Raw genomic sequence first — 19,709 nt, 5'->3', positions numbered from 1 at the left:
AGCGGCGCCCGGAGGCGCCGTCGACGAATCAGTGGATCAGACCGACCCGGCTGAAATTGGGCAGGTTGCTCATCTTCGGATCCGGCCAGCTCAGCCAGACCGCAAAGGCCTTGCCGACGATATTGCGGTCCGGAACCATGCCGAGAACGTCCTTCGGAATCTTCGGATCGTTCCAGTAGCGGCTGTCGTTGGAGTTGTCGCGGTTGTCACCCATCATGAAGTAGTGACCACCGGGCACCGTCCACTCGCGGCCGGGTTCGGCGCGGTAACGGCTCATCTCCTTGCGGATCAGGTGCTCGGCCTCGCCCAGCTGTTCCTTGTAGAGCACCGCGCTGCCGAGGGTGCCCGGCTCCTCGCCGATCAGTTGCTCGGCAACCGGCTGGTCGTTGACGAACAGGTGCTTGTCGGTGGTGTAGCGCACCTTGTCGCCCGGCAGCCCGACCACTCGTTTGATGTAGTTGACGTTGGGATCGCTGGGGTAGCGGAACACCATCACGTCACCGCGCTGCGGATCGCCCACCTCGATCACCTTGCTGTCCAGCACCGGCAGGCGGATGCCGTAGGCGAACTTGTTGACGAGGATGAAATCGCCCACTTCAAGGGTCGGTTTCATCGAGCCGGATGGGATCTGGAAGGGCTCGACGAGGAACGACCGCAGCACCAGCACGATGGCCAGCACCGGGAAGAACGACTTGCCGTACTCGACCAGCAGCGGCTCCTTGTTCAGGCGCTCCACCACCACGGGATCGGCCTGCCCGACGCTGCCCTGGTAGGCCGCGATGGCAGAACGCCGACGCGGCGCCAGCACCAGCAGATCGATGAGCGCGAGGAAGCCGCAAACGGCCACCGCGATGACCAGCAACAACGGGAAATTGATCGACGACATCTAGCTATCCACTTTGAGTACGGCGAGGAAGGCTTCCTGGGGAATTTCCACGCTACCGACCTGTTTCATTCGCTTCTTACCGGCCTTCTGCTTTTCCAGAAGCTTGCGCTTACGGCTGACATCGCCGCCATAGCACTTGGCAAGAACGTTCTTGCGCAACGCCTTCACGGTCGTCCGCGCAACGATCTGACCGCCGATGGCGGCCTGGATCGCGACGTCGAACATCTGACGCGGGATCAGCTCTTTCATTTTCTCGGTCAGGGCGCGGCCTTTGTAGTGCGCCTTGTCACGATGCACGATCAAGGCCAACGCATCGACCTTCTCGGCGTTGATCAGCACGTCGAGCTTGACCAGGTTGGCCGACTGGAAGCGGTCGAACGCGTAGTCCAGCGAGGCATAACCGCGGCTCACCGATTTCAGGCGGTCGAAGAAGTCCAGCACCACCTCGTTCATCGGCAAATCGTAGCTGATCTGGACCTGGCTGCTGAGGAACTGCATGTCACGCTGCACGCCGCGTTTCTCGATGCACAGGGTGATGACGTTGCCCAGGTGTTCCTGCGGCACCAGGATGTTGGCGCGCACGATCGGCTCGCGCATTTCCTCGATGGAGGCGAGATCGGGAAGCTTGGACGGGTTGTCGACGTAGAGCGTGTCGCCGTTCTTCATCACCACTTCGAAGACCACGGTTGGCGCGGTGGTGATCAGGTCGAGGTCGTACTCGCGCTCCAGGCGTTCCTGGATGATCTCCATGTGCAGCATGCCGAGGAAGCCGATGCGGAAACCGAAGCCCAGCGCTTCCGAGCTTTCCGGCTCGTACTGCAGCGCGGCGTCGTTCAGCGTCAGCTTCTGCAGCGCTTCGCGGAAATCCTCGAAATCGTCGGAGCTGACCGGGAACAGGCCGGCATACACCTGCGGCTTGATCCGCTGGAAGCCGGGGAGCACGTCGACATCCGGCGTGCTCGACAGGGTCAGGGTGTCGCCCACGGGCGCGCCGTGGATGTCCTTGATGCCGGCGATGATGAAGCCCACTTCACCGGCCTTGAGGTCCTCGGTGCTGGTGTGCTTGGGAGTGAATACCCCGACGCTGTCCACCTGATGGATCTTGCCGGTGGACTTGACCAGTACCTTGTCGCCCTTCTTGATTCGCCCGTGGCGTACCCGCACCAGCGAGACCACGCCCAGATAGTTGTCGAACCAGGAGTCGATGATCAGCGCCTGCAACGGCGCCTCGATGTCGCCGGTCGGCGCCGGGATCACCTTGACCAGACGCTCGAGCACATCGATCACGCCCATGCCGCTCTTGGCACTGCACGCCACCGCGTCGGTCGCGTCGATACCGATGATGTGCTCGATCTCGTCCTTCACCCGCTCCGGCTCAGCCTGGGGCAGGTCCATCTTGTTCAGCACCGGCATCACTTCCAGGCCCTGCTCGATGGCGGTGTAGCAGTTCGCCACCGACTGCGCCTCGACGCCCTGGCCGGCATCCACCACCAGCAGCGCGCCTTCGCAGGCCGCCAAAGAGCGGCTGACTTCGTAGGTGAAGTCGACATGCCCGGGGGTATCGATGAAGTTCAGCTGGTAGGTTTTGCCGTCCTGCGCGTTGTAGTGCAGCGTTACGCTGTGGGCTTTGATGGTGATACCGCGCTCACGCTCCAGATCCATGGAGTCGAGGACCTGGGCCTCCATCTCGCGATCGGAAAGACCGCCGCAGATCTGGATGAAGCGGTCCGCCAGCGTCGACTTGCCGTGGTCGATGTGGGCAATGATGGAAAAGTTGCGGATATGACTCAGATCACTCACGGATCAACACTCGAAAGACCGCGGAAGAATCCCGCCGAAAAATAGCCGGCAAGTGTACCCGATAGCCTGCTCAAAGGTCACGCCCGAGCAGGATTGCAGGCATGAAAAAGGGGCGATTCGCAGCGCCCCTTTTCACATCGCTCCAATGGCCTTTAGCCGCTATTCGGACAGCTTGAAGGTGATGAAGCTGGCACGTCCCTGACGCAGTACACGCATCGATACCGAGCGATTCTTCGGCAGTTGCTGAGCAACTTCGGTGAAAGTCTTCGCCGAATCGATGGACTGGTTGTTCAGGTGGGTGATCACGTCACCCGGACGCAGGCCGATCAGCGCTGCGGGACCGTCGAGCACCTCGCGAATGACCACGCCGCCCTGCAGATCGAGGGATTTCTTCTGCTCGGCGGTCAGCTCGACCACCTTCACGCCCAGACGGTTGCTGCTGCGCTCGACGCCTTCCTCGGCGCCGCCCATCGACATCTCCTCGCCTTCCGCCGGCAGCGCGCCGACCGTCAGTTCGAGCGTCTTGCGCTGACCTTCGCGGGCGACTTCCAGCTTGACCTTGGACCCCGACTTCATCGCACCGACCAGGTGCGGAAGGTCCGCGGACATCACAATCGGTTGACCGTTGAGGCTGAGAATGACATCGCCGACCTTCAGACCGCCAGCCGCCGCCGGGCCGTTGTCGAGGACCTGGGCAACCAGCGCACCGGCCGGTTTGTCGAGACCAAAGGATTCGGCGAGATCTTTGTTCACTTCCTGTATCACCACGCCCAGCCAGCCGCGGCTGACCTTGCCGCCGGTCTTCAACTGGTTGGCGACGTCCATCGCGACATCGATCGGGATGGCGAACGACAGGCCCATGAACCCGCCGGAACGGGTGAAGATCTGCGAGTTGATCCCGACCACTTCGCCCTTCAGGTTGAACAGCGGACCGCCGGAGTTACCCGGGTTGATGGCCACGTCGGTCTGAATGAACGGCACGTAGCTCTCGTTCGGCAGGCTGCGGCCCTTCGCGCTGACAATGCCGGAGGTCGCGGAATGATCGAAACCGAACGGCGAGCCGATGGCCAGCACCCACTCACCGACCTTGAGCGCCTCGGAGTTGCCGATCTTCACGGTCGGCAGGTTCTTGCCGTCGATTTTCAGCAACGCCACGTCGGTGCGCGGATCGGCACCGATCAGCTTTGCCTTGAGCTCGCTGCGATCGGGCATGCGCACGAGAATCTCATCGGCATCGGCGACCACGTGGTTGTTGGTCAGGACATAACCATCATCGGAAATAATGAAACCCGAACCCAGGGACTGCGCTTCACGCTGGCGACCCTTGGGCGCGTTGGGCCCCTGCTGAGGCATCCCGCGCTCCAGGAATTCCCGCAGCATCGGCGGGAGACCTTCGAGGTCGGGCATCTGCGATTGCGCGACGCCGCGGTCGGGCAGTTTCTGCGTGGTACTGATGTTAACCACCGCGGGCGAAGCCGCTTCCACCAGTCCGGTGAAATCAGGCAGTTCCGCCTTCGCCACCAGCGCCTGGGACATCAGCAGCAGCGCCGCGACACCCGACAGATAGGATTTGAAACTTGCTTTGAACATGGGGCCTCCCCGGAAACAAAAAAAACTCGGCACGCGCCCGAAGGCACCGCGAGTCTGGTACGCCACCCCAGGCGGCGCAACTCGACATCAGCACAAGGCTGAGAATCAGGAAATGGGCATTTGCATCTATGAGCCTCGCAGGACGACGGATACTACGAAATCACGCCTTTCTTCGCTCATTGCAGGCTTTGCGCTTCACCAGGACGGATCGACAGCGCTATTCGCTCGGCGGTGCCCAGCGGAATCTCGCCCACAACGGTCACCATCACCTCGCCCTCGGCGGTCGGCATATGCCGGGAGACGGCTACGGTCGGGCCCAGTTGGCTACGCGCATCATCGAAACGGGCGCCGCGCAACGGCTCGAGAAATACAGAAAACTGGGTGATGCCATCGCCATAAAGCATGCAGGCGACGGGCTCGGAGGACGCAGGGCTGCGTCGCTGGAGAATGCTATTCAGGGTGAATCCCGGAGGAACCCAGTCCGAACGCCAGGCGTTATCGGGAAGAACCTTGCTTTGTGCGACCTGAACCGGCTTGCAGTCGCCGCTCGCCTTGGCGGCGGCGCCATCCCCGGCCTCTTGCGGAACGAAGTCGGTGAACTGGAAACGCTCCAGGACGTGACCGTCTTCGTTGATCAGCAGGGACTTCAGCGGCAATGCGGTTTCCCGATCGAGGTGCAACTCGAAGCCGTAGCGATGCTGGTCACGCGGAACCAGTGCCAAGACAACGGCATTGCGACCCGCGACCCGGGATTCGCCCGCATCGCGCAAGTCATACCATTGAGAGAGTTGCTGAGGGTCCAGCGTGCGGGTGAGCCAGGACTGGCCCGCCTCGCTCGACTGATCGACCGGCGTACCGGTGGCGCAATCGGTTTTGCCGTTGGTGCGCAGCACTTCGTAAGGAAGACCGTCGAGTTGCAACAGCCGCTCTTTCACGGCGCCACTCGCGTCCACCTCATGCCAGATGCCATGCGTGGAAAAGCTTCCATCGCGCTCATAGACGAACGTCCCATGGAAGCTTTTCTGTTGCTCGGCGCTTTGCAGTTTGAGAAGCCAGTCCTGCGCATCGGCGGCATTGGCCGCCGAGGTCGCCAACAAGCTCCCCATCAACACCACCAAGGGGAGACTGCGCATGTAACCCCTCAGTGCTGTTCTTCGAGGCTCGCTGCGCGGGCGTAAGGCAGAGGGCCTTCGACACCGTTGGAGGCGGACTGCTGGGCGTGCTGGCGCAGGTACTCAGCCAGACGCTGGTCATGCCAGGCTGCCTGATTGCCGTCTGCAGAAACCGGAGTCTCGGCCTGGGCACCGTTGGCGGTGAAGCCTGCGAGCACAGCGCCACCAGCCACCTGTTGAGGCACGGTTACCTGGGAAGGCTGAGCCTGTTGAGCGAGCTGAACGCCGCCCACTTCGTCCTGGTTGTAGAAGCGCACGCCTGCCAGCACGGCGACGGTCACCGAAGCAGCAACGGCCAGGCGGCCAACGCTGCGCCAGGCGGTCGAAACCTTGCCTGGAACCTTCTCTTCAGCGATCGCTGCGGAAACCGCGGAAGCGATGTCCAGGTGAGGGACAAACAACTCCTTGTGCATAACGGCGCGGGCGACCTGGTAGCGGGACCAGGTGGCACGTACGTCGGCATCGTCGCTGGCGGCGATCACTCGACGCAGTTCAAGTTGGTCCGCTTCGTTATCCATCACCGCGGACAGCGATTCCTGCAGGGATTCACGAGTCATGGCAGTTCCTCTCTTGGCTTTCGCCGCTGTCTTAGGAGTTATCATGCAACAAGGGTTGCAATGCTTTATCGATCACTTCTCGCGCTCGGAAGATGCGCGAACGTACAGTGCCCACCGGACACTGCATGACGCTCGCAATGTCCTCGTAGCTCAAACCATCGAACTCGCGCAGCGTCAGCGCTGTACGCAAATCCTCAGGCAACTGCTGGATGGTTCGATGGACCGTGTCCTCGATCTCGTCCCGCAGCATTGCTCGTTCCGGCGACTCGATGTCCTTGAGGGCGTGATCGCCGTCGTAGAACTCCGCGTCTTCGGCACTCACGTCGTTGTCGGGTGGACGACGACCGCGTGCTACCAGGTGATTTTTGGCCGTGTTGATGGCGATCCGGTACAACCACGTATAGAACGCGCTGTCCCCGCGAAAGTTTCCCAGTGCCCGGTATGCCTTGATGAAGGCTTCCTGAGCCACGTCCTGAGCCTCATGGCTGTCGTGCACGAAACGCACGATCAGACCCAAAATCTTGTGCTGGTACTTGAGCACCAGCAAATCGAAAGCCCTTCTGTCTCCGCGCTGAACACGCTCGACCAGCTGCTGATCCTGCTCCTGGGTTAGCATGACAACTCCTCGTTGAGCCTGGAGTTAGGTCGCGCTCCGTGACAGATCGGCTTAGCAAAATAGACCCACATGTTGCGCAAAAGTTCTCCCCTCCAGGCAAAGCTCCAGCAGCCCGCTCAGGTTCTGCTTGGAAAATCAGGCAGTGGGCTTTCCACTGCATCGAATACGTCTTTATGCCGAGCCTTGAAGTGAGGGCAACCGTGAGACTACTTTCACCACAAGCGCCGGGCGTACCTTTCTAGGTAACCTGCTATGGAACCTGGCTGAATTAGAAAGTTCCAGAGCACCACCGAACGACATAAGCCCGCTATTGTGCCGAGCCCCTGCTCTATATACTAGGTCCCGCTTCTTCCGCGGAATCTGGTCATGAGCCAACACTTACAGCACGACGTCCTGGTCATTGGCAGCGGTGCTGCCGGCCTCACCCTCGCCCTCACCCTGCCGTCCCATCTGCGTATCGCCGTGCTCAGCAAGGGCGAGCTGGCGAATGGTTCGACCTACTGGGCCCAGGGTGGCGTAGCGGCGGTGCTGGACCACGCCGACACCGTCGAATCGCATGTCGAGGACACCCTCGTCGCGGGTGCCGGCCTGTGCCGCGAAGACGCCGTGCGCTTCACCGTCGAGCACAGCCGCGAAGCCATTCAGTGGCTGATCGACCAGGGCGTACCGTTCACCCCGGATGACGAGACGGACCGCGAGGATGGCGGCTTCGCCTTTCACCTGACGCGCGAGGGCGGCCACAGCCATCGGCGCATCATCCACGCGGCGGACGCCACCGGCGCCGCGATCTTCAACACCCTGCTCGACCAGGCGCGACGCAAGCCGAACATCGAGCTGCTGCAGCAGCGCGTGGCCGTCGACCTGATCACCGAGCGCAAACTCGGCCTGCACGGCAAGCGTTGCCTCGGCGCCTACGTACTCAATCGCGACAGCGGAGAAGTGGACACTTACCACGCGCGCTTCGTCGTGCTCGCCAGCGGCGGTGCCTCCAAGGTCTACCTCTATACCAGCAACCCGGACGGCGCCTGTGGCGACGGTATCGCCATGGCCTGGCGCGCCGGCTGCCGGGTGGGCAACCTGGAGTTCAACCAGTTCCATCCGACCTGCCTCTATCACCCGCAGGCGAAGAGTTTCCTGGTCACCGAAGCCGTGCGTGGCGAGGGCGGCCTGCTCAAGCTGCCCAACGGCGAGCGTTTCATGCAGCGCTTCGACCCGCGCGCCGAGCTCGCCCCGCGCGATATCGTCGCCCGCGCCATCGACCACGAGATGAAGCGGCTGGGGGTAGACTGCGTCTATCTCGACATCAGCCATAAGCCCGCCGAATTCATCAAGGCACATTTCCCCACGGTCTACGAGCGCTGCCTGGATTTCGGCATCGACATCACCCGCGAAGCGATTCCGGTGGTCCCCGCCGCTCATTACACCTGCGGCGGCGTTCTGGTCGACCAGCATGGACACACCGACATTCCCGGCCTCTATGCGATAGGCGAGACCAGTTTCACCGGCCTGCACGGCGCCAACCGAATGGCCAGCAACTCGCTGCTGGAGTGTTTCGTCTACGCACGCTCGGCGGCGGCGGACATCGTCGGGCAACTGGACGACGTCACCTTGCCCAGCAAGCTGCCAACCTGGGACTCCAGCCAGGTCACCGACTCGGACGAGGATGTGATCATCGCGCACAACTGGGACGAGCTGCGGCGCTTCATGTGGGACTACGTCGGCATCGTGCGCACCAACAAGCGCCTGCAGCGCGCCCAGCATCGCGTGCGCCTGCTGCTCAACGAGATCGACGAGTTCTACAGCAACTACAAGGTGAGTCGCGACCTGATCGAGCTGCGCAACCTGGCGCAGGTCGCCGACCTGATCATCCGCTCGGCGATGCAGCGTCACGAAAGCCGCGGCCTTCACTACACCCTGGATTACCCGGAGATGCAGGCCGAAGCCCACGACACTATTCTGCTGCCGCCCATCTACGCCGACTGAATTTCAGACAGACCCGCAGGCGCCGATGCTCCGCACGGCTCAGGGCGTCGCGGGGAATGCACAGGCTGCGTACCCGGCGCTGCCCAGGAAAACGAAAGCGCAGCACCACGATCGAGGGTAACGCCAGGCTGTCCGGTCGCAGTTGAACAGGCTGCCAGCCGGCGCCCCGGCTCCACAGCCGCCAGCCATCCTCGTCATGCTGCAACCCGCGAAATGCGGCGTCTGTGCTCAGCAGCACGTCGCGCGGCAGATACCACGCCGCGTGGGCGAGACACAGTACGAGGCCGAGCAGCCGGAATGGCCAGGGAATGTCGGCGACGATGACCGCTATCGAGGCCAGCACGGCCGCGACCAGGTAGAACGCCAGCAGCCACCGTGACGGTCGCCAGTGGCATTCGAATCGATCACTTGGGCTGGACACGGTCCAGGATCATGCGGACCATGCGCTGGAGGTCCGGATCGTCCGGTTCGGCGCGCTGCATGAACCAGCCGAACATGTCCTGATCCTCGCAAGCGAGCAGCTTGCGGTAACGCGCGCGGTCCTCGTCGTCGAGGTTGGGATAGACCTCGCGCACGAATGGCACCAGCAGCACGTCGAGTTCCAGCATGCCGCGGCGGCTGTGCCAGAAAAGTCTGTTGAGTTCGATATCGTCGACCATGCAGCGGGCTCCTTTGTGAAGGCCGGCATTATAGCCACCTGCCCCTCGGCCGACACCCGCTGACAACCCGGGAGCGGCACTCTATGATGACGCTCCAAACCCCTGCGCAGCGAACTCCATGGCCGACTCCGCTTTTTTCTGCCCACTCGCCCACGAGGGCGTCATCGCCGTTCGTGGTCCGGATGCGAGCACATTTCTCCAGGGCCAGCTGACCTGCAACCTCAATTACCTGAACGAAAGCCACAGTCTCGGCGCCCGCTGCACGCCCAAGGGACGCATGCTGTCGAGCTTCCGCATCCTGCCCCAGGGCGATGGTTACCTGCTGGCGATGGCCGCCGAACTGGTCCAGCCGCAGCTCGAGGACCTGAAGAAATACGCCGTGTTTTCCAAGTCCAAGCTGTTCGATGAAAGCGACGCCTGGTCGCGTTTCGGCCTGTTCGAGGGTGATTCGGCCCTCGGCGAACTGGGCTTCGCCCTGGCACCGGAGCCCGGCGCGCTGCAGCAAAAGGATGGCCTGCTCGCCTTGCGCCTGGAGAACGGCCGCGCGGAACTCTGGGCTCCGGCAGACCAGGCACCGACGTTGCTCGGCAAGCTGGTCGCCCTGCTGCCAACGGCCGACGTCGACGCCTGGAAGCTGACGCAGATTCGCGCCGGGGTCGGCCAGGTCTTCGGCGAAACCCGCGAGACGTTCATTCCGCAGATGATCAACCTGCAGGCCGTCGGCGGCGTCAGCTTCAAGAAGGGCTGCTACACCGGCCAGGAAATCGTCGCGCGCATGCAGTACCTCGGCAAGCTCAAGCGGCGCCTGCAACGGCTGGCCGGTGACGCCGACCTGCCCGCTCCGGGCACGGAACTGTTCTCCCCGGTTCATAGCACCAGCGTCGGCGAGGTCGTGCTCGCCGCCCACTCGGAGGACGGCATCGAGCTGCTCGCCGTGCTCCAGGAAGACGCCGTCGGCGACGGCCGGATTCACCTGGCGAGCAGCGACGGGCCCACCCTGCGCCTGCTGGACCTGCCCTACAGCCTGGACGCCGATCGCGAGATCATGCGCTGAGCGCAGTCCCCCAAGAACGCCTGAAACCTCAGAGAGAACCCATGAGCAAGCTTGCCGAAAAAGTACAACACGAGTTGATTCAGGCGATCGAGAACGACGAACTGGTACTGCCGACGCTGCCGGAAGTCGCGCTGCGCGTTCGCGAGGCGGCCGAAGACCCGAACATCGGCATCCCCGCGCTGAGCAAGGTCATCGGCAACGACGCCGCGCTCAGCGCACGCATCATCAAGGTGGTCAACAGCCCGCTGCTGCGCACCAACAAGGAGATCACCGATCTGCAGATGGCGGTCTCCCGCCTCGGCATCAACTACACCTGCAACCTGGCCACGGGCCTGGCCATGGAGCAGATGTTCCAGGCCACCTCCGACGTCATCGATCGCAAGATGCGCGAGGTGTGGAACCGCAGCACCGAAATCGCCGGCATCTGCCATGTGCTGTGCCGCAGCTACACCCGTCTGGCGCCTGACCAGGCGACCCTCGCCGGGCTGGTCCACCAGATCGGCGCGCTGCCGATCCTCACCTACGCCGAGGATCACGCCGAACTGATGAACGATTCGATCAGCCTCAACCATGTGATCGAGCGCATCCACCCGGTCATTGGCGACAAGATCCTGCGCACCTGGGATTTCCCGCTGCCGATCGCGGTGGTGCCCGGCGAGTACCTCGACTTCACCCGCAACTCGGAAAAGGTCGATTACGTCGATATCGTCCAGGTCGCCACGCTGCAGAGCTACCTGGGCACCGAGCACCCGTTCACCCAGCTGGACTGGAGCGGCATCAGCGCCTTCGCCAAGCTGGGTCTCGATCCGAACATCGACATGCAGGCGGAGGACGAGTTGTCCAATGCGATGGAAGCGGCGATGAGCATGCTTCGCTGAGCAGCGCCTCCGCATGATGGGCCGCCGATAAGGGGCGGTTTCATCTCACCCGACGGCCAAAAGGAATTAGCCATGCGCCAGTCGTTGACCTACCTGTTGTTCGCTTCGCTCTTGCTGTTCGGCCATGGCGTGGCGGCGGAGGAAGTCGTCCTCACCAACGGCGAGTGGGCGCCGTACCTGGGCCAGCAGCTGCCTCACAATGGCGTGGCCTCGCGCATCGTCAGCGAAGCCTTCGCCCTCGAAGGCGTCCAGGTGAAGTGGGAATTCCTGCCCTGGGCGCGCGCGCTTCACCTGGCCGAACAGGGCCAGCGCGCCGGCACGGCGGTCTGGCTGCGCAGCCCCGAGCGTGACACGCAGTTCTACGTCAGCACCGAAGTGGTCAGCAGCGGCTACAGCCTGTTTCATCGCAAGGGTGAGACGCTGAACTGGCAACGCGTTGCCGACCTTCGCGGGCTGCGTATCGGCGGCATCAACGGCTATGACTATGGCGCGGATTTCCAGCGCGCCGAGCAGTCCGGCGAACTCAAGGTGGTCCGCCTGCCCAGCGAAGAACAGGGGCTTCGGATGCTCCTGGCGAACCGTCTGGATGTGTTTCCCATCGATCCCGTCGTCGCCATGGACCTGCTGCACAGCCACTTCAGCGCCGCCGAGCGCGCGCGCCTCACCTACGCCCCCAAGCCGCTGCGCAGCGACAGCCTGCACTTGCTGCTGTCGCGCAAGGTGGCCGGCAACGACGCCCTGATGGTTCGGTTCAACCGTGGCCTGGCCAGCCTGCGCGCCAGCGGAAGGGTAGCCCAGTACCTGATGGAAACCCGGCAGTCGCTGAGCATGACGCGGTAAACGCGCCACCGCACAACGCACGCACAGTCCGCGCCACGCCCGCCGCTCAGCCCGCTTCGGGGAAACGCACCCGCACCAGCAAACCGCCCTGCGCGCCCTCGTGGAGGCTGATCTGCGCCAGGTGGGCACGGCAGATCTCGCCGACGATCGCCAACCCCAGCCCGGCGCCGCCGACCTGAGGGTTGCGCCGGTAGAAGCGCTGGAAGACCTTGTCTCGCTCCGCCGCAGGAATCCCCGGACCGTCGTCCTCGACCTCCAGCGTCGCCGGCGCGACCACCCGCAGGATGACGTTGCCGCCGCTCGCGCTGTGCGCCATCGCGTTGTCCAGCAGGTTGCTCAGGAGCTCGTTGAGCAGCGTCGGCTCACCCATCACCCAGGCCGCGTCTTCCGCCTCCAGCGCGACGGCGATGCCCCGCGCATGGGCCAGCGGCGCCAGCGCCATGCCCAGCTCACGTGCCAGCGCCCCAAGCTCGATGCGCTCCGCGCCGCCCTCGGCGATGGCGCGCGCACCGCTCTCGATGCGCGCCAGGGACAGCAACTGGTTGGCCAGGTGGGTGAGCCGGTCGGTGTTGGCGGCGGCCTCCACCAGGGTGCGATGCCACTGCTCCGGCTCCCGCTCGCGCAACCCCAGTTCCACCCGCGCCTTGAGCGCCGCCAGTGGCGTGCGCAACTCGTGGGAGGCATCGGCGATGAAATCCGCCTGGCGCTGGAACAGCCCGCGCAGGCGCTCGGTGAACTGGTTGAGGGCGTCCACCAACGGCTTCAGCTCGGCCTGCACCGCCACCACCGGCAACGGGCGCAGGTCGTCGGCCTGGCGTTCCTCCACCGCGTTGCGCAGTTCGGTCAGCGGGCGCAGCGCCGCGCTCACCACCAGCCAGACCAGCCCCAGCGCCGCCAGCGACATCACCGCGAGGCGCCACAAGGTGTCCACCAGCAGCCCGCGTGCGAGGCGCTCGCGGGCTTCCTCGGTCTCGGCCACGCGGATTTCCGCCATGCCCTTGATGCTCTCCTCGCTCACCGGCCGCAGCAGGCTCACCACACGCACGTCGACGCCCTCGTAGCGCGCATCGTAGAAGCGCGCCAGGGCCGGATAGTCATTGGTGCGCGGCATCCCCTTCGGCGGGCCGGGCAGGTTCTCGTAGCCGGATACCAGGTTCCCCTCGATGTCGGTCACCTGGTAGAAGATGCGTCCCGCGTTGTCGTAGGCGAAGGTGTCCAGGGCCACGTAGGGCACATCGGCCTTGAGCCGGCCGTCGGTCTCGTAGAGCCCGGCGGAAATGGCCCGCGCCGAGGCCAGCAGGGTGCGGTCGTAGGCGGTGTCGGCAGCCTCGCGGGCGTTGAAGTAGGCGGTCAGGCTGCCTATCAGCAACAGAACCGTGAGCAGCGCGGCCAGGCGCAGCAGCAGCCGTCCGCGCAGGCTGCCGATTTCACGCATCCTGGTGTTCCAGCAGGTAGCCGAGGCCCCGGAAGGTGACGATGCGCACCGCGCTGCCTTCGAGTTTCTTGCGCAGGCGGTGGATGTAGATCTCGATGGCGTCCGGGCTCGCCTCCTGGTCCAGGCCGAACACCTGGGAAGCCAGCTGCTCCTTGCTCATCACCCGGCCCGGCCGGGCAATCAGCACCTCCAGCACCGCCTGCTCGCGGGAAGTGAGCGTCAGCACCTCGTCGTCGAGACTGAAGCGCCGGGTGCCGAGGTCGTAGAGCAACGGGCCGCAGCGTTGCTGCTGTTCGCCGCCGAGCACGCTGCGCCGCAGCAGCGCCTTGACCCGCGCCTCCAACTCGCTGAGCTCGAAGGGTTTGGCCAGGTAGTCGTCCGCGCCGAGGTTGAGGCCATGCACCCGGTCCTTGACCTCGACGCGCGCGGTGAGCATCAGCACCGGCAGCGTCTTGCCCCGCTCGCGCAGGCGCGCCAGCACCTCGAAGCCATCCAAGCGCGGCAACCCCACGTCGAGCACTGCCAGGGCGTAGTTCTCGCTGGCCAGGGCCAGGTCGGCAGCCACGCCGTCGTGCAGCACGTCCACCGTCCAGCCCACGGCCTTGAAGGCCTGGGCAACGCTCTCGGCCAGTTGGGGGTGGTCTTCGACCAGCAGGATTCGCAAGGCGGCACTCCGGAAGACGGGCGATCGGGCTGAAGTGTAACGGCCAGAAAGCCGCTGTGAATGACACCGGGAGATTTCTTTCACGCTGAAAGGCTGGCGAAAGTTTCAGCCCCTAGCATCCGGCCAGGGTGGCAAGAACCACCCAAAGACGCAGGCTCCTGGTCGGGCCCGCGTTCACAAAAACAAGAATTGGAGACCACCGATGCTCACTGCATCCCGCCAGGCGCTGCCGCCTGTTCGCACCCTGACGCTCAGCCTCGTAGGCTGCTCGCTCGCCCCCTTCGCCCAGGCCGACTTCTTCGAAGACAGCTCGGCGACCCTGGAAGCCCGCAACATCTACCTGAACCGCGATTTCCGTGACGGCGCTGGCCAGTCGCGCCGCGACGAATGGGCCCAGGGCTTCATCCTCAACATCGAGTCCGGCTACACCGAAGGCACCGTCGGCTTCGGCCTGGACGCCCTCGGCATGCTCGGCATCAAGCTCGACTCCGGTCGCGGCCAGAGCGGCACCGACCTGCTGCCGGTGCAGGACGACGGCGGCACCCCGGGCGAGTACGGCAAGCTCGGCCTCACCGCGAAGATGCGCTTTTCCAAGAGCGAGCTGCGCCTGGGCAGCCACATCCCCGAGCTGCCGGTTGTCAAGGCCAGCGACAGCCGCATCCTGCCCCAGGTGTTCGAGGGCGGCCTGCTGAGCTCGAAGGAGATCGCCGGCCTGACCTTCACCGGTGGCCGCCTGCGCGAGGTCAAGGACCGCGCCTCGACCAACTCCGAAGACATCGCGCTGAACAACAAGAACCGCCGCTTCGCCAGCGCCGCCAGCGGTTCGCACTTCGACCTGGCCGGCGCCGACTACGCCTTCAGCAAGCAGCTCACCGGGCGCTACTACTTCGCCGAGCTGGATGACGTCTACCGCCAGCACTTCCTCGGCCTGCTCGCCAGCCAGCCCCTGGGCGCCGGCACCCTCAGCGCCGACCTGCGCTACGCCATCAGCGACGACAGCGGCCGCGCCGAAGCCGGCAAGGTGGACAACCGCGCACTCAACGGCATGCTCAGCTACGCCCAGGGCAGCCACAAGGTCGGCCTCGGCTACCAGCGCATGAGCGGCGACACCGGCTTCGCCTACATCGATGGCAGCGACCCCTTCCTGGTCAACTTCGTGCAGATCAACGACTTCGCCAACGCCGACCAGCGTTCCTGGCAAGCCCGCTACGACCTGAACTTCGCCGCCATGGGCGTGCCCGGCCTGAGCTTCCTGACCCGCTACATCAGCGGCGACAACGCCAAGGTCACCGGCAGCACCGAGGAAGGCCGCGAGTGGGAGCGCGATGTCGAGTTCAAGTACGTGGTTCAGAGCGGCGCGCTCAAGGACCTGACCTTCCGTGCCCGCCATGCGGGATTCCGTTCTACCTTCGCCCGTGATGCGGACGAGCTACGCCTGATCGTCAGCTACGCCCTGCCGATCTGGTGATTCACAATAAGACCCAAAGGAGAACACCGATGAAGATTGCCCTCACCCGCCTTGCCCTGGCTGCGTCCTGCCTACTGATCTCGGGCCAGTTGCTGGCCGAACCCAAGCGTCCCGAGTGCATCGCACCGGCCGCGCCCGGCGGCGGCTTCGACCTCACCTGCAAGCTGGCCCAGAGCGCCCTGGTGGACGCCAAGCTGCTGAGCAAACCGATGCGCGTCACCTACATGCCCGGCGGCGTCGGCGCGGTCGCCTACAACGCCGTGGTCGCCCAGCGCCCGGCCGACGCCGGCACCCTGGTGGCCTGGTCCAGCGGTTCGCTGCTCAACCTCGCGCAGGGCAAATTCGGCCGTTTCGACGAGAACGCCGTGAAGTGGCTGGCCGCCGTGGGTACCAGCTACGGCGCCATCGCGGTGAAGAGCGACTCGCCCTACAAGACCCTCGACGATCTGGTCGCGGCACTGAAGAAAGATCCGGGCAAGGTGGTGATCGGCTCCGGCGGCACCGTGGGCAGCCAGGACTGGATGCAGACCGCGCTGATCGCCAAGGCCGCCGGGATCAACCCGCGCGACCTGCGCTACGTGGCCCTGGAAGGCGGCGGCGAGATCGCCACCGCGCTGCTCGGCGGACATATCCAGATCGGCTCCACCGACATTTCCGACTCCATGCCGCATATCCAGAGCGGCAACATCCGCATCCTCGCCGTGCTCTCGGAAAACCGTCTGGACGAGCCGGAAATGAAGGACATCCCCACGGCCAAGGAGCAGGGCTACGACATCGTCTGGCCGGTGGTTCGCGGCTTCTACCTCGGGCCGAAGGTCAGCGATGAGGATTACGCCTGGTGGAAGGACTCGTTCGACAAGATGCTCGCCTCCGAAGACTTCGCCAAGTTGCGCGACCAGCGTGAGTTGTTCCCCTTCGCCCTGACCGGCGAGGAGCTGGATGCCTACGTGAAGAAGCAGGCGGCGGAATACAAGTCGCTGGCCAAGGAATTCGGGCTGATCCAGTAAGCCTTTCGGCTTCAGCACCCCGTTCACTCATCCAGTTCGAGCATCTCCGACGAGGATTCTTCCATGATCCTGCAACGCCTTTTCGCCCTGGTTCTGCTGGCCGTATGCGCCGCCCTGGCCGTGATGGCCTGGCCCTACCAGGCCGCATTTTCCTATGAACCGGTCGGACCCCGGGCCTACCCGTTGCTGATGCTCGGGCTGATGAGCCTGGGCCTGCTGTACCTGGCCATCCGCCCCACCCCCATCGTGCACAAGGAAGACGAGCCGCAACTGGACCGCGAAAGCCTGATCAAGATCGCCGCCTGCGTCGGTCTGCTGATCGTCCTGGCCGCCACCTTCGAGTCGCTGGGTTTCATCCTTAGCGCGATCCTGGTCGGCCTGCCCATGGCACGCCTGTATGGCGGCCGCTGGCTGCCCGGCGCCGTCGTCGTGGTGGGCATGAGCATCTTCCTCTACTGGCTGTTCGATCGCGTGATGGACGTGCCCCTGCCCCTCGGCCTGCTGAGCGCACTGGAGAACTGACACATGGATACTTTGAGCTACCTGGGCCAGGGCTTCGGCGTCGCCCTGAGCCCCTACAACCTGGTCACCGCCCTCACTGGCACCCTGATCGGCACCGTGGTCGGCCTGCTGCCGGGCCTGGGCCCGATCAACGGCGTGGCCCTGCTGATTCCCATCGCCTTCGCCCTGGGCCTGCCACCGGAATCGGCGCTGATCCTGCTGGCCGCGGTCTACCTGGGCTGCGAATACGGCGGCCGGATCAGCTCGATCCTGCTGAACATTCCCGGTGAAGCCTCCACCGTGATGACCACCCTCGACGGTTACCCCATGGCGCGTCAGGGCCTGGCCGGCGTGGCCCTGTCGCTGTCGGCGTGGAGCTCGTTCATCGGCGCGCTGATCGCCACCTGCGGGATGGTGCTGTTCGCCCCGCTGCTGGCGAAATGGGCGATCGCCTTCGGGCCGGCGGAGTACTTCGTGCTGATGGTGTTCGCCATCGTCGCCCTGGGCGGCATGGCCGGCGACAAGCCGCTGAAGACCTTCATCGCCGCGCTGATCGGCCTGTTCCTCTCCGCGGTGGGCATCGATGCCAACAGCGGCGTGTACCGCTTCACCGGTGACAACGTGCACCTGGCCGACGGCATCCAGTTCGTGGTGCTGGTGCTGGGCCTGTTCTCCATCAGCGAGATCCTCCTGCTGCTGGAAAAGACCCACCATGGCCACGCAGCGGTCAAGGCCACCGGGCGCATGCTGTTCAACATGAAGGAAGCGGCCTCGGTGTTCGTCGTGAACATCCGCTGCGGCCTGCTGGGCTTCTTCATGGGCGTACTGCCGGGCGCCGGCGCGACCCTGGCCAGCGCCGTGGCCTACATGACCGAAAAACGCATGGCCGGCGACAAGGGCAATTTTGGCAAGGGCGACATGCGCGGCCTGGCAGCCCCGGAAACCGCCATCGGCGCGTCCTGCTGCGGTGCTCTGGTGCCCATGCTGACCCTCGGCGTACCCGGCTCGGGCACCACCGCGGTGATGATCGGCGCGCTGACCCTGTACAACATTACCCCCGGCCCGCTGCTGTTCCAGCAACAGCCTGACCTCGTCTGGGGCCTGATCGCCTCGCTGTTCGTCGCCAACATCATGCTGGTGATCCTGAACATCCCGATGATCCGCATCTTCACCCGCATCCTCGCCGTACCGAACTGGGCGCTGGTGCCGGTGATCGCCATCATCACCGCGATCGGCGTGTACGCCGTGCATGCCACCACCTTCGACCTGTTCCTGATGGTCGGCATCGGCATCATGGGCTACATCCTGCGCAAGCTGGACTTCCCCCTGTCGCCGATCCTGCTGGGCTTCATCCTCGGCGGGCTGATGGAGCAGAACCTGCGCCGTGCGCTGTCGATCTCCAACGGCGAACTGGGCATCCTCTGGTCGAGCCCGATCAGCATGAGCACCTGGGCCCTGGTGGTGGTGATGCTGGCCCTGCCGCTGCTGCGCATCTGGCGCCGCCGCAGCGCCCGGCAGCGCACCCTGGCCGATGCGTGATGGCTGGCGCGCCTGGTGGGCGACCCCGCTCGTAGGCGCGCTGGGCGGGCTGCTGGCCAGCCTCGCCCACTGGCCCCTGCCATGGATGATCGGCGCCCTGGTGGCGGTCATCCTGTTCCGCTGCACCACCCCCTGGCAGATCCGTGATCTGCCAGGGGGCCGCAAGACCGGTCAATGCATCATCGGCGTCGGCATCGGCCTGCACTTCAGCCCTGAAGTGGTGGAGCAGGTGCTGGCGCACTTCTGGCTGATCCTCTTCGGCGCGCTGTTCACCCTCCTTTCCAGCGTCGTCGCCGTATGGCTGCTGCGGCGCACCGGCGAAGACCCGGCCACCGCATTCTTTTCCTGCATGCCCGGCGGCTCCGGGGAGATGGTCAACCTCGGCCAGCGTCACGGCGCGGTACTCAGCCGGGTAGCCGCGGCGCAAAGCCTGCGGGTGGTGGCCCTGGTGCTCTGCGTGCCGACGATCTTCAAACTGCTGATGGGCGACGGCGACGCGCAGTTCCAGGCGGCGCCGGTGGACGGGCTCTGGTTGGCCGTGCTGCTGCCGGCCGGCGCGCTGCTCGCCTGGCTATGGCAACGCCTGCAGCAGCCAAACCCGTGGCTGTTCGGCCCGCTGCTGGTGAGCGCCACCGCGAGCATCGTCTGGAACCTGCACATCGGCCTGCCGCACGGTGCCAGCCAGCTTGGCCAATTGCTCATCGGCAGCGGGCTGGGCTGTCATTTCGACCGTGCATTCTTCCGCCGCGCACCGGCGTTCCTGCTGCGCACGCTGTTTTCCACGGCCTTGATGATGGCGCTCGCCACGCTGGCGGCATTCGCCCTGGGCGCGCTGACGGCGCTGGATATCCGCTCGCTGACGCTGGGCATGATGCCCGGCGGGATCGCCGAGATGAGCCTCACGGCGGAGACCCTGGCGCTGTCGGTGCCGCTGGTGACGGCGATGCAGGTGATGCGTCTGCTGCTGGTGCTGTTCCTCGCCGAACCGCTGTTCCGGATCTGGCGCAGACGCCTGGATGAAGGGACGTGAAACACGCCTCCCTCCCCGCACGGGAGAGGG

Annotated in this window: 19 protein-coding genes; 9 read left to right on the top strand and 10 right to left on the bottom strand. The window is 64.8% G+C overall.

Annotation, left to right across the window (positions count from 1 at the left end; all coding sequences use genetic code 11):
• Positions 1–28: 28 nt before the first annotated feature.
• The 6 genes from lepB to rpoE all read right to left on the bottom strand — a co-directional run bounded on the left by lepB (position 29) and on the right by rpoE (position 6,621).
• Complete coding sequence (gene lepB, locus B3E91_RS04530) at positions 29–886, bottom strand: signal peptidase I (protein WP_273228638.1); 858 nt, start codon at positions 884–886, stop codon at positions 29–31.
• Complete coding sequence (gene lepA / locus B3E91_RS04525; RefSeq protein ID WP_273228639.1) at positions 887–2,686, bottom strand: translation elongation factor 4; 1,800 nt, start codon at positions 2,684–2,686, stop codon at positions 887–889.
• A 159-nt stretch (positions 2,687–2,845) separates the two neighbouring features.
• A complete protein-coding gene (locus tag B3E91_RS04520; RefSeq protein WP_287028539.1) occupies positions 2,846–4,276 on the bottom strand; it encodes a DegQ family serine endoprotease in 1,431 nt (476 codons plus the stop codon).
• 176 nt (positions 4,277–4,452) lie between these two features.
• Positions 4,453–5,409, bottom strand: a complete 957-nt coding sequence (locus B3E91_RS04515) for a MucB/RseB C-terminal domain-containing protein (protein ID WP_287028538.1) — start codon at positions 5,407–5,409, stop codon at positions 4,453–4,455.
• An 8-nt stretch (positions 5,410–5,417) separates the two neighbouring features.
• Positions 5,418–6,005, bottom strand: coding sequence for a sigma-E factor negative regulatory protein (locus tag B3E91_RS04510; protein WP_287028537.1), 588 nt, complete (start codon positions 6,003–6,005; stop codon positions 5,418–5,420).
• A gap of 31 nt (positions 6,006–6,036) precedes the next feature.
• Positions 6,037–6,621 (bottom strand): RNA polymerase sigma factor RpoE, encoded by a 585-nt coding sequence (gene rpoE, locus B3E91_RS04505; RefSeq protein WP_090229832.1) that lies wholly within the window; start codon positions 6,619–6,621, stop codon positions 6,037–6,039.
• A gap of 366 nt (positions 6,622–6,987) precedes the next feature.
• On the opposite strand from rpoE, the gene nadB reads away from it, so the two are divergent.
• Positions 6,988–8,604, top strand: a complete 1,617-nt coding sequence (gene nadB, locus B3E91_RS04500; RefSeq protein ID WP_286785990.1) for an L-aspartate oxidase — start codon at positions 6,988–6,990, stop codon at positions 8,602–8,604.
• Here nadB and B3E91_RS04495 read toward each other — a convergent pair.
• Both B3E91_RS04495 and B3E91_RS04490 read right to left on the bottom strand, forming a co-directional pair.
• A complete protein-coding gene (locus B3E91_RS04495) occupies positions 8,573–9,025 on the bottom strand; it encodes a protein YgfX (protein ID WP_287028536.1) in 453 nt (150 codons plus the stop codon). The two genes, nadB and B3E91_RS04495, sit on opposite strands and share 32 nt — an antisense overlap.
• Positions 9,009–9,263 carry a succinate dehydrogenase assembly factor 2 gene (locus B3E91_RS04490; protein ID WP_287028535.1) on the bottom strand — a complete coding sequence of 85 codons (255 nt, stop codon included), beginning with the start codon at positions 9,261–9,263 and terminating at the stop codon, positions 9,009–9,011. Before B3E91_RS04490 ends, B3E91_RS04495 begins: the two co-directional genes overlap by 17 nt.
• A gap of 118 nt (positions 9,264–9,381) precedes the next feature.
• On the opposite strand from B3E91_RS04490, the gene B3E91_RS04485 reads away from it, so the two are divergent.
• From B3E91_RS04485 to B3E91_RS04475, 3 genes are all read left to right on the top strand, one after another.
• Entirely contained in the window at positions 9,382–10,317 is a 936-nt protein-coding gene (locus B3E91_RS04485) for a YgfZ/GcvT domain-containing protein (protein WP_287028534.1), read from the top strand.
• A gap of 41 nt (positions 10,318–10,358) precedes the next feature.
• Positions 10,359–11,195, top strand: coding sequence for an HDOD domain-containing protein (locus B3E91_RS04480; RefSeq protein ID WP_287028533.1), 837 nt, complete (start codon positions 10,359–10,361; stop codon positions 11,193–11,195).
• A gap of 72 nt (positions 11,196–11,267) precedes the next feature.
• The gene (locus B3E91_RS04475; RefSeq protein WP_287028532.1) at positions 11,268–12,035 is read left to right on the top strand and encodes a substrate-binding periplasmic protein; all 768 of its coding nucleotides are present in this window, start codon (positions 11,268–11,270) and stop codon (positions 12,033–12,035) included.
• A gap of 46 nt (positions 12,036–12,081) precedes the next feature.
• Here the strand turns inward: B3E91_RS04475 and B3E91_RS04470 are convergent, their stop codons facing one another.
• Both B3E91_RS04470 and B3E91_RS04465 read right to left on the bottom strand, forming a co-directional pair.
• Complete coding sequence (locus B3E91_RS04470) at positions 12,082–13,470, bottom strand: sensor histidine kinase (protein ID WP_273228649.1); 1,389 nt, start codon at positions 13,468–13,470, stop codon at positions 12,082–12,084.
• A complete protein-coding gene (locus B3E91_RS04465) occupies positions 13,463–14,134 on the bottom strand; it encodes a response regulator (protein ID WP_287028531.1) in 672 nt (223 codons plus the stop codon). The genes B3E91_RS04470 and B3E91_RS04465 overlap by 8 nt, the downstream gene beginning before the upstream one ends.
• Positions 14,135–14,336: 202 nt before the next feature.
• On the opposite strand from B3E91_RS04465, the gene B3E91_RS04460 reads away from it, so the two are divergent.
• From B3E91_RS04460 to B3E91_RS04440, 5 genes are all read left to right on the top strand, one after another.
• On the top strand, positions 14,337–15,602 hold the full coding sequence (locus B3E91_RS04460) for an OprD family porin (RefSeq protein WP_287028530.1): 1,266 nt from the start codon (positions 14,337–14,339) through the stop codon (positions 15,600–15,602).
• A gap of 29 nt (positions 15,603–15,631) precedes the next feature.
• Positions 15,632–16,609, top strand: a complete 978-nt coding sequence (locus tag B3E91_RS04455) for a Bug family tripartite tricarboxylate transporter substrate binding protein (RefSeq protein WP_287028529.1) — start codon at positions 15,632–15,634, stop codon at positions 16,607–16,609.
• A 63-nt stretch (positions 16,610–16,672) separates the two neighbouring features.
• Positions 16,673–17,131: a tripartite tricarboxylate transporter TctB family protein gene (locus B3E91_RS04450; RefSeq protein ID WP_273228653.1), complete on the top strand. Its 459-nt coding sequence runs from the start codon at positions 16,673–16,675 to the stop codon at positions 17,129–17,131.
• Positions 17,132–17,134: 3 nt separating this feature from the next.
• Positions 17,135–18,649 (top strand): tripartite tricarboxylate transporter permease, encoded by a 1,515-nt coding sequence (locus B3E91_RS04445; protein WP_287028528.1) that lies wholly within the window; start codon positions 17,135–17,137, stop codon positions 18,647–18,649.
• Positions 18,642–19,679, top strand: a complete 1,038-nt coding sequence (locus B3E91_RS04440) for an AbrB family transcriptional regulator (protein WP_287028527.1) — start codon at positions 18,642–18,644, stop codon at positions 19,677–19,679. The genes B3E91_RS04445 and B3E91_RS04440 overlap by 8 nt, the downstream gene beginning before the upstream one ends.
• Positions 19,680–19,709 lie beyond the last annotated feature (30 nt).

This window comes from Pseudomonas sp. UBA6310 (genome assembly GCF_002438225.1).
GTDB classification, from domain to species: Bacteria; Pseudomonadota; Gammaproteobacteria; order Pseudomonadales; family Pseudomonadaceae; genus Pseudomonas_O; species Pseudomonas_O kuykendallii.
This window is presented reverse-complemented; position numbering and strand designations above follow the sequence as displayed.

Excerpts from the sequence above, each read along its gene's own strand:
- lepB (WP_273228638.1), bottom strand. The coding sequence starts at position 886 with ATGTCGTCGATCAATTTCCCGTTGTTGCTGGTCATCGCGGTGGCCGTT.
- B3E91_RS04480 (WP_287028533.1), top strand. The coding sequence starts at position 10,359 with ATGAGCAAGCTTGCCGAAAAAGTACAACACGAGTTGATTCAGGCGATC.
- B3E91_RS04445 (WP_287028528.1), top strand. The coding sequence starts at position 17,135 with ATGGATACTTTGAGCTACCTGGGCCAGGGCTTCGGCGTCGCCCTGAGC.
- B3E91_RS04450 (WP_273228653.1), top strand. The coding sequence starts at position 16,673 with ATGATCCTGCAACGCCTTTTCGCCCTGGTTCTGCTGGCCGTATGCGCC.
- B3E91_RS04510 (WP_287028537.1), bottom strand. The coding sequence starts at position 6,005 with ATGACTCGTGAATCCCTGCAGGAATCGCTGTCCGCGGTGATGGATAAC.
- B3E91_RS04440 (WP_287028527.1), top strand. The coding sequence starts at position 18,642 with ATGCGTGATGGCTGGCGCGCCTGGTGGGCGACCCCGCTCGTAGGCGCG.
- B3E91_RS04470 (WP_273228649.1), bottom strand. The coding sequence starts at position 13,470 with ATGCGTGAAATCGGCAGCCTGCGCGGACGGCTGCTGCTGCGCCTGGCC.
- B3E91_RS04485 (WP_287028534.1), top strand. The coding sequence starts at position 9,382 with ATGGCCGACTCCGCTTTTTTCTGCCCACTCGCCCACGAGGGCGTCATC.
- B3E91_RS04490 (WP_287028535.1), bottom strand. The coding sequence starts at position 9,263 with ATGGTCGACGATATCGAACTCAACAGACTTTTCTGGCACAGCCGCCGC.
- rpoE (WP_090229832.1), bottom strand. The coding sequence starts at position 6,621 with ATGCTAACCCAGGAGCAGGATCAGCAGCTGGTCGAGCGTGTTCAGCGC.
- B3E91_RS04455 (WP_287028529.1), top strand. The coding sequence starts at position 15,632 with ATGAAGATTGCCCTCACCCGCCTTGCCCTGGCTGCGTCCTGCCTACTG.
- B3E91_RS04475 (WP_287028532.1), top strand. The coding sequence starts at position 11,268 with ATGCGCCAGTCGTTGACCTACCTGTTGTTCGCTTCGCTCTTGCTGTTC.
- B3E91_RS04515 (WP_287028538.1), bottom strand. The coding sequence starts at position 5,409 with ATGCGCAGTCTCCCCTTGGTGGTGTTGATGGGGAGCTTGTTGGCGACC.
- nadB (WP_286785990.1), top strand. The coding sequence starts at position 6,988 with ATGAGCCAACACTTACAGCACGACGTCCTGGTCATTGGCAGCGGTGCT.
- B3E91_RS04460 (WP_287028530.1), top strand. The coding sequence starts at position 14,337 with ATGCTCACTGCATCCCGCCAGGCGCTGCCGCCTGTTCGCACCCTGACG.
- B3E91_RS04520 (WP_287028539.1), bottom strand. The coding sequence starts at position 4,276 with ATGTTCAAAGCAAGTTTCAAATCCTATCTGTCGGGTGTCGCGGCGCTG.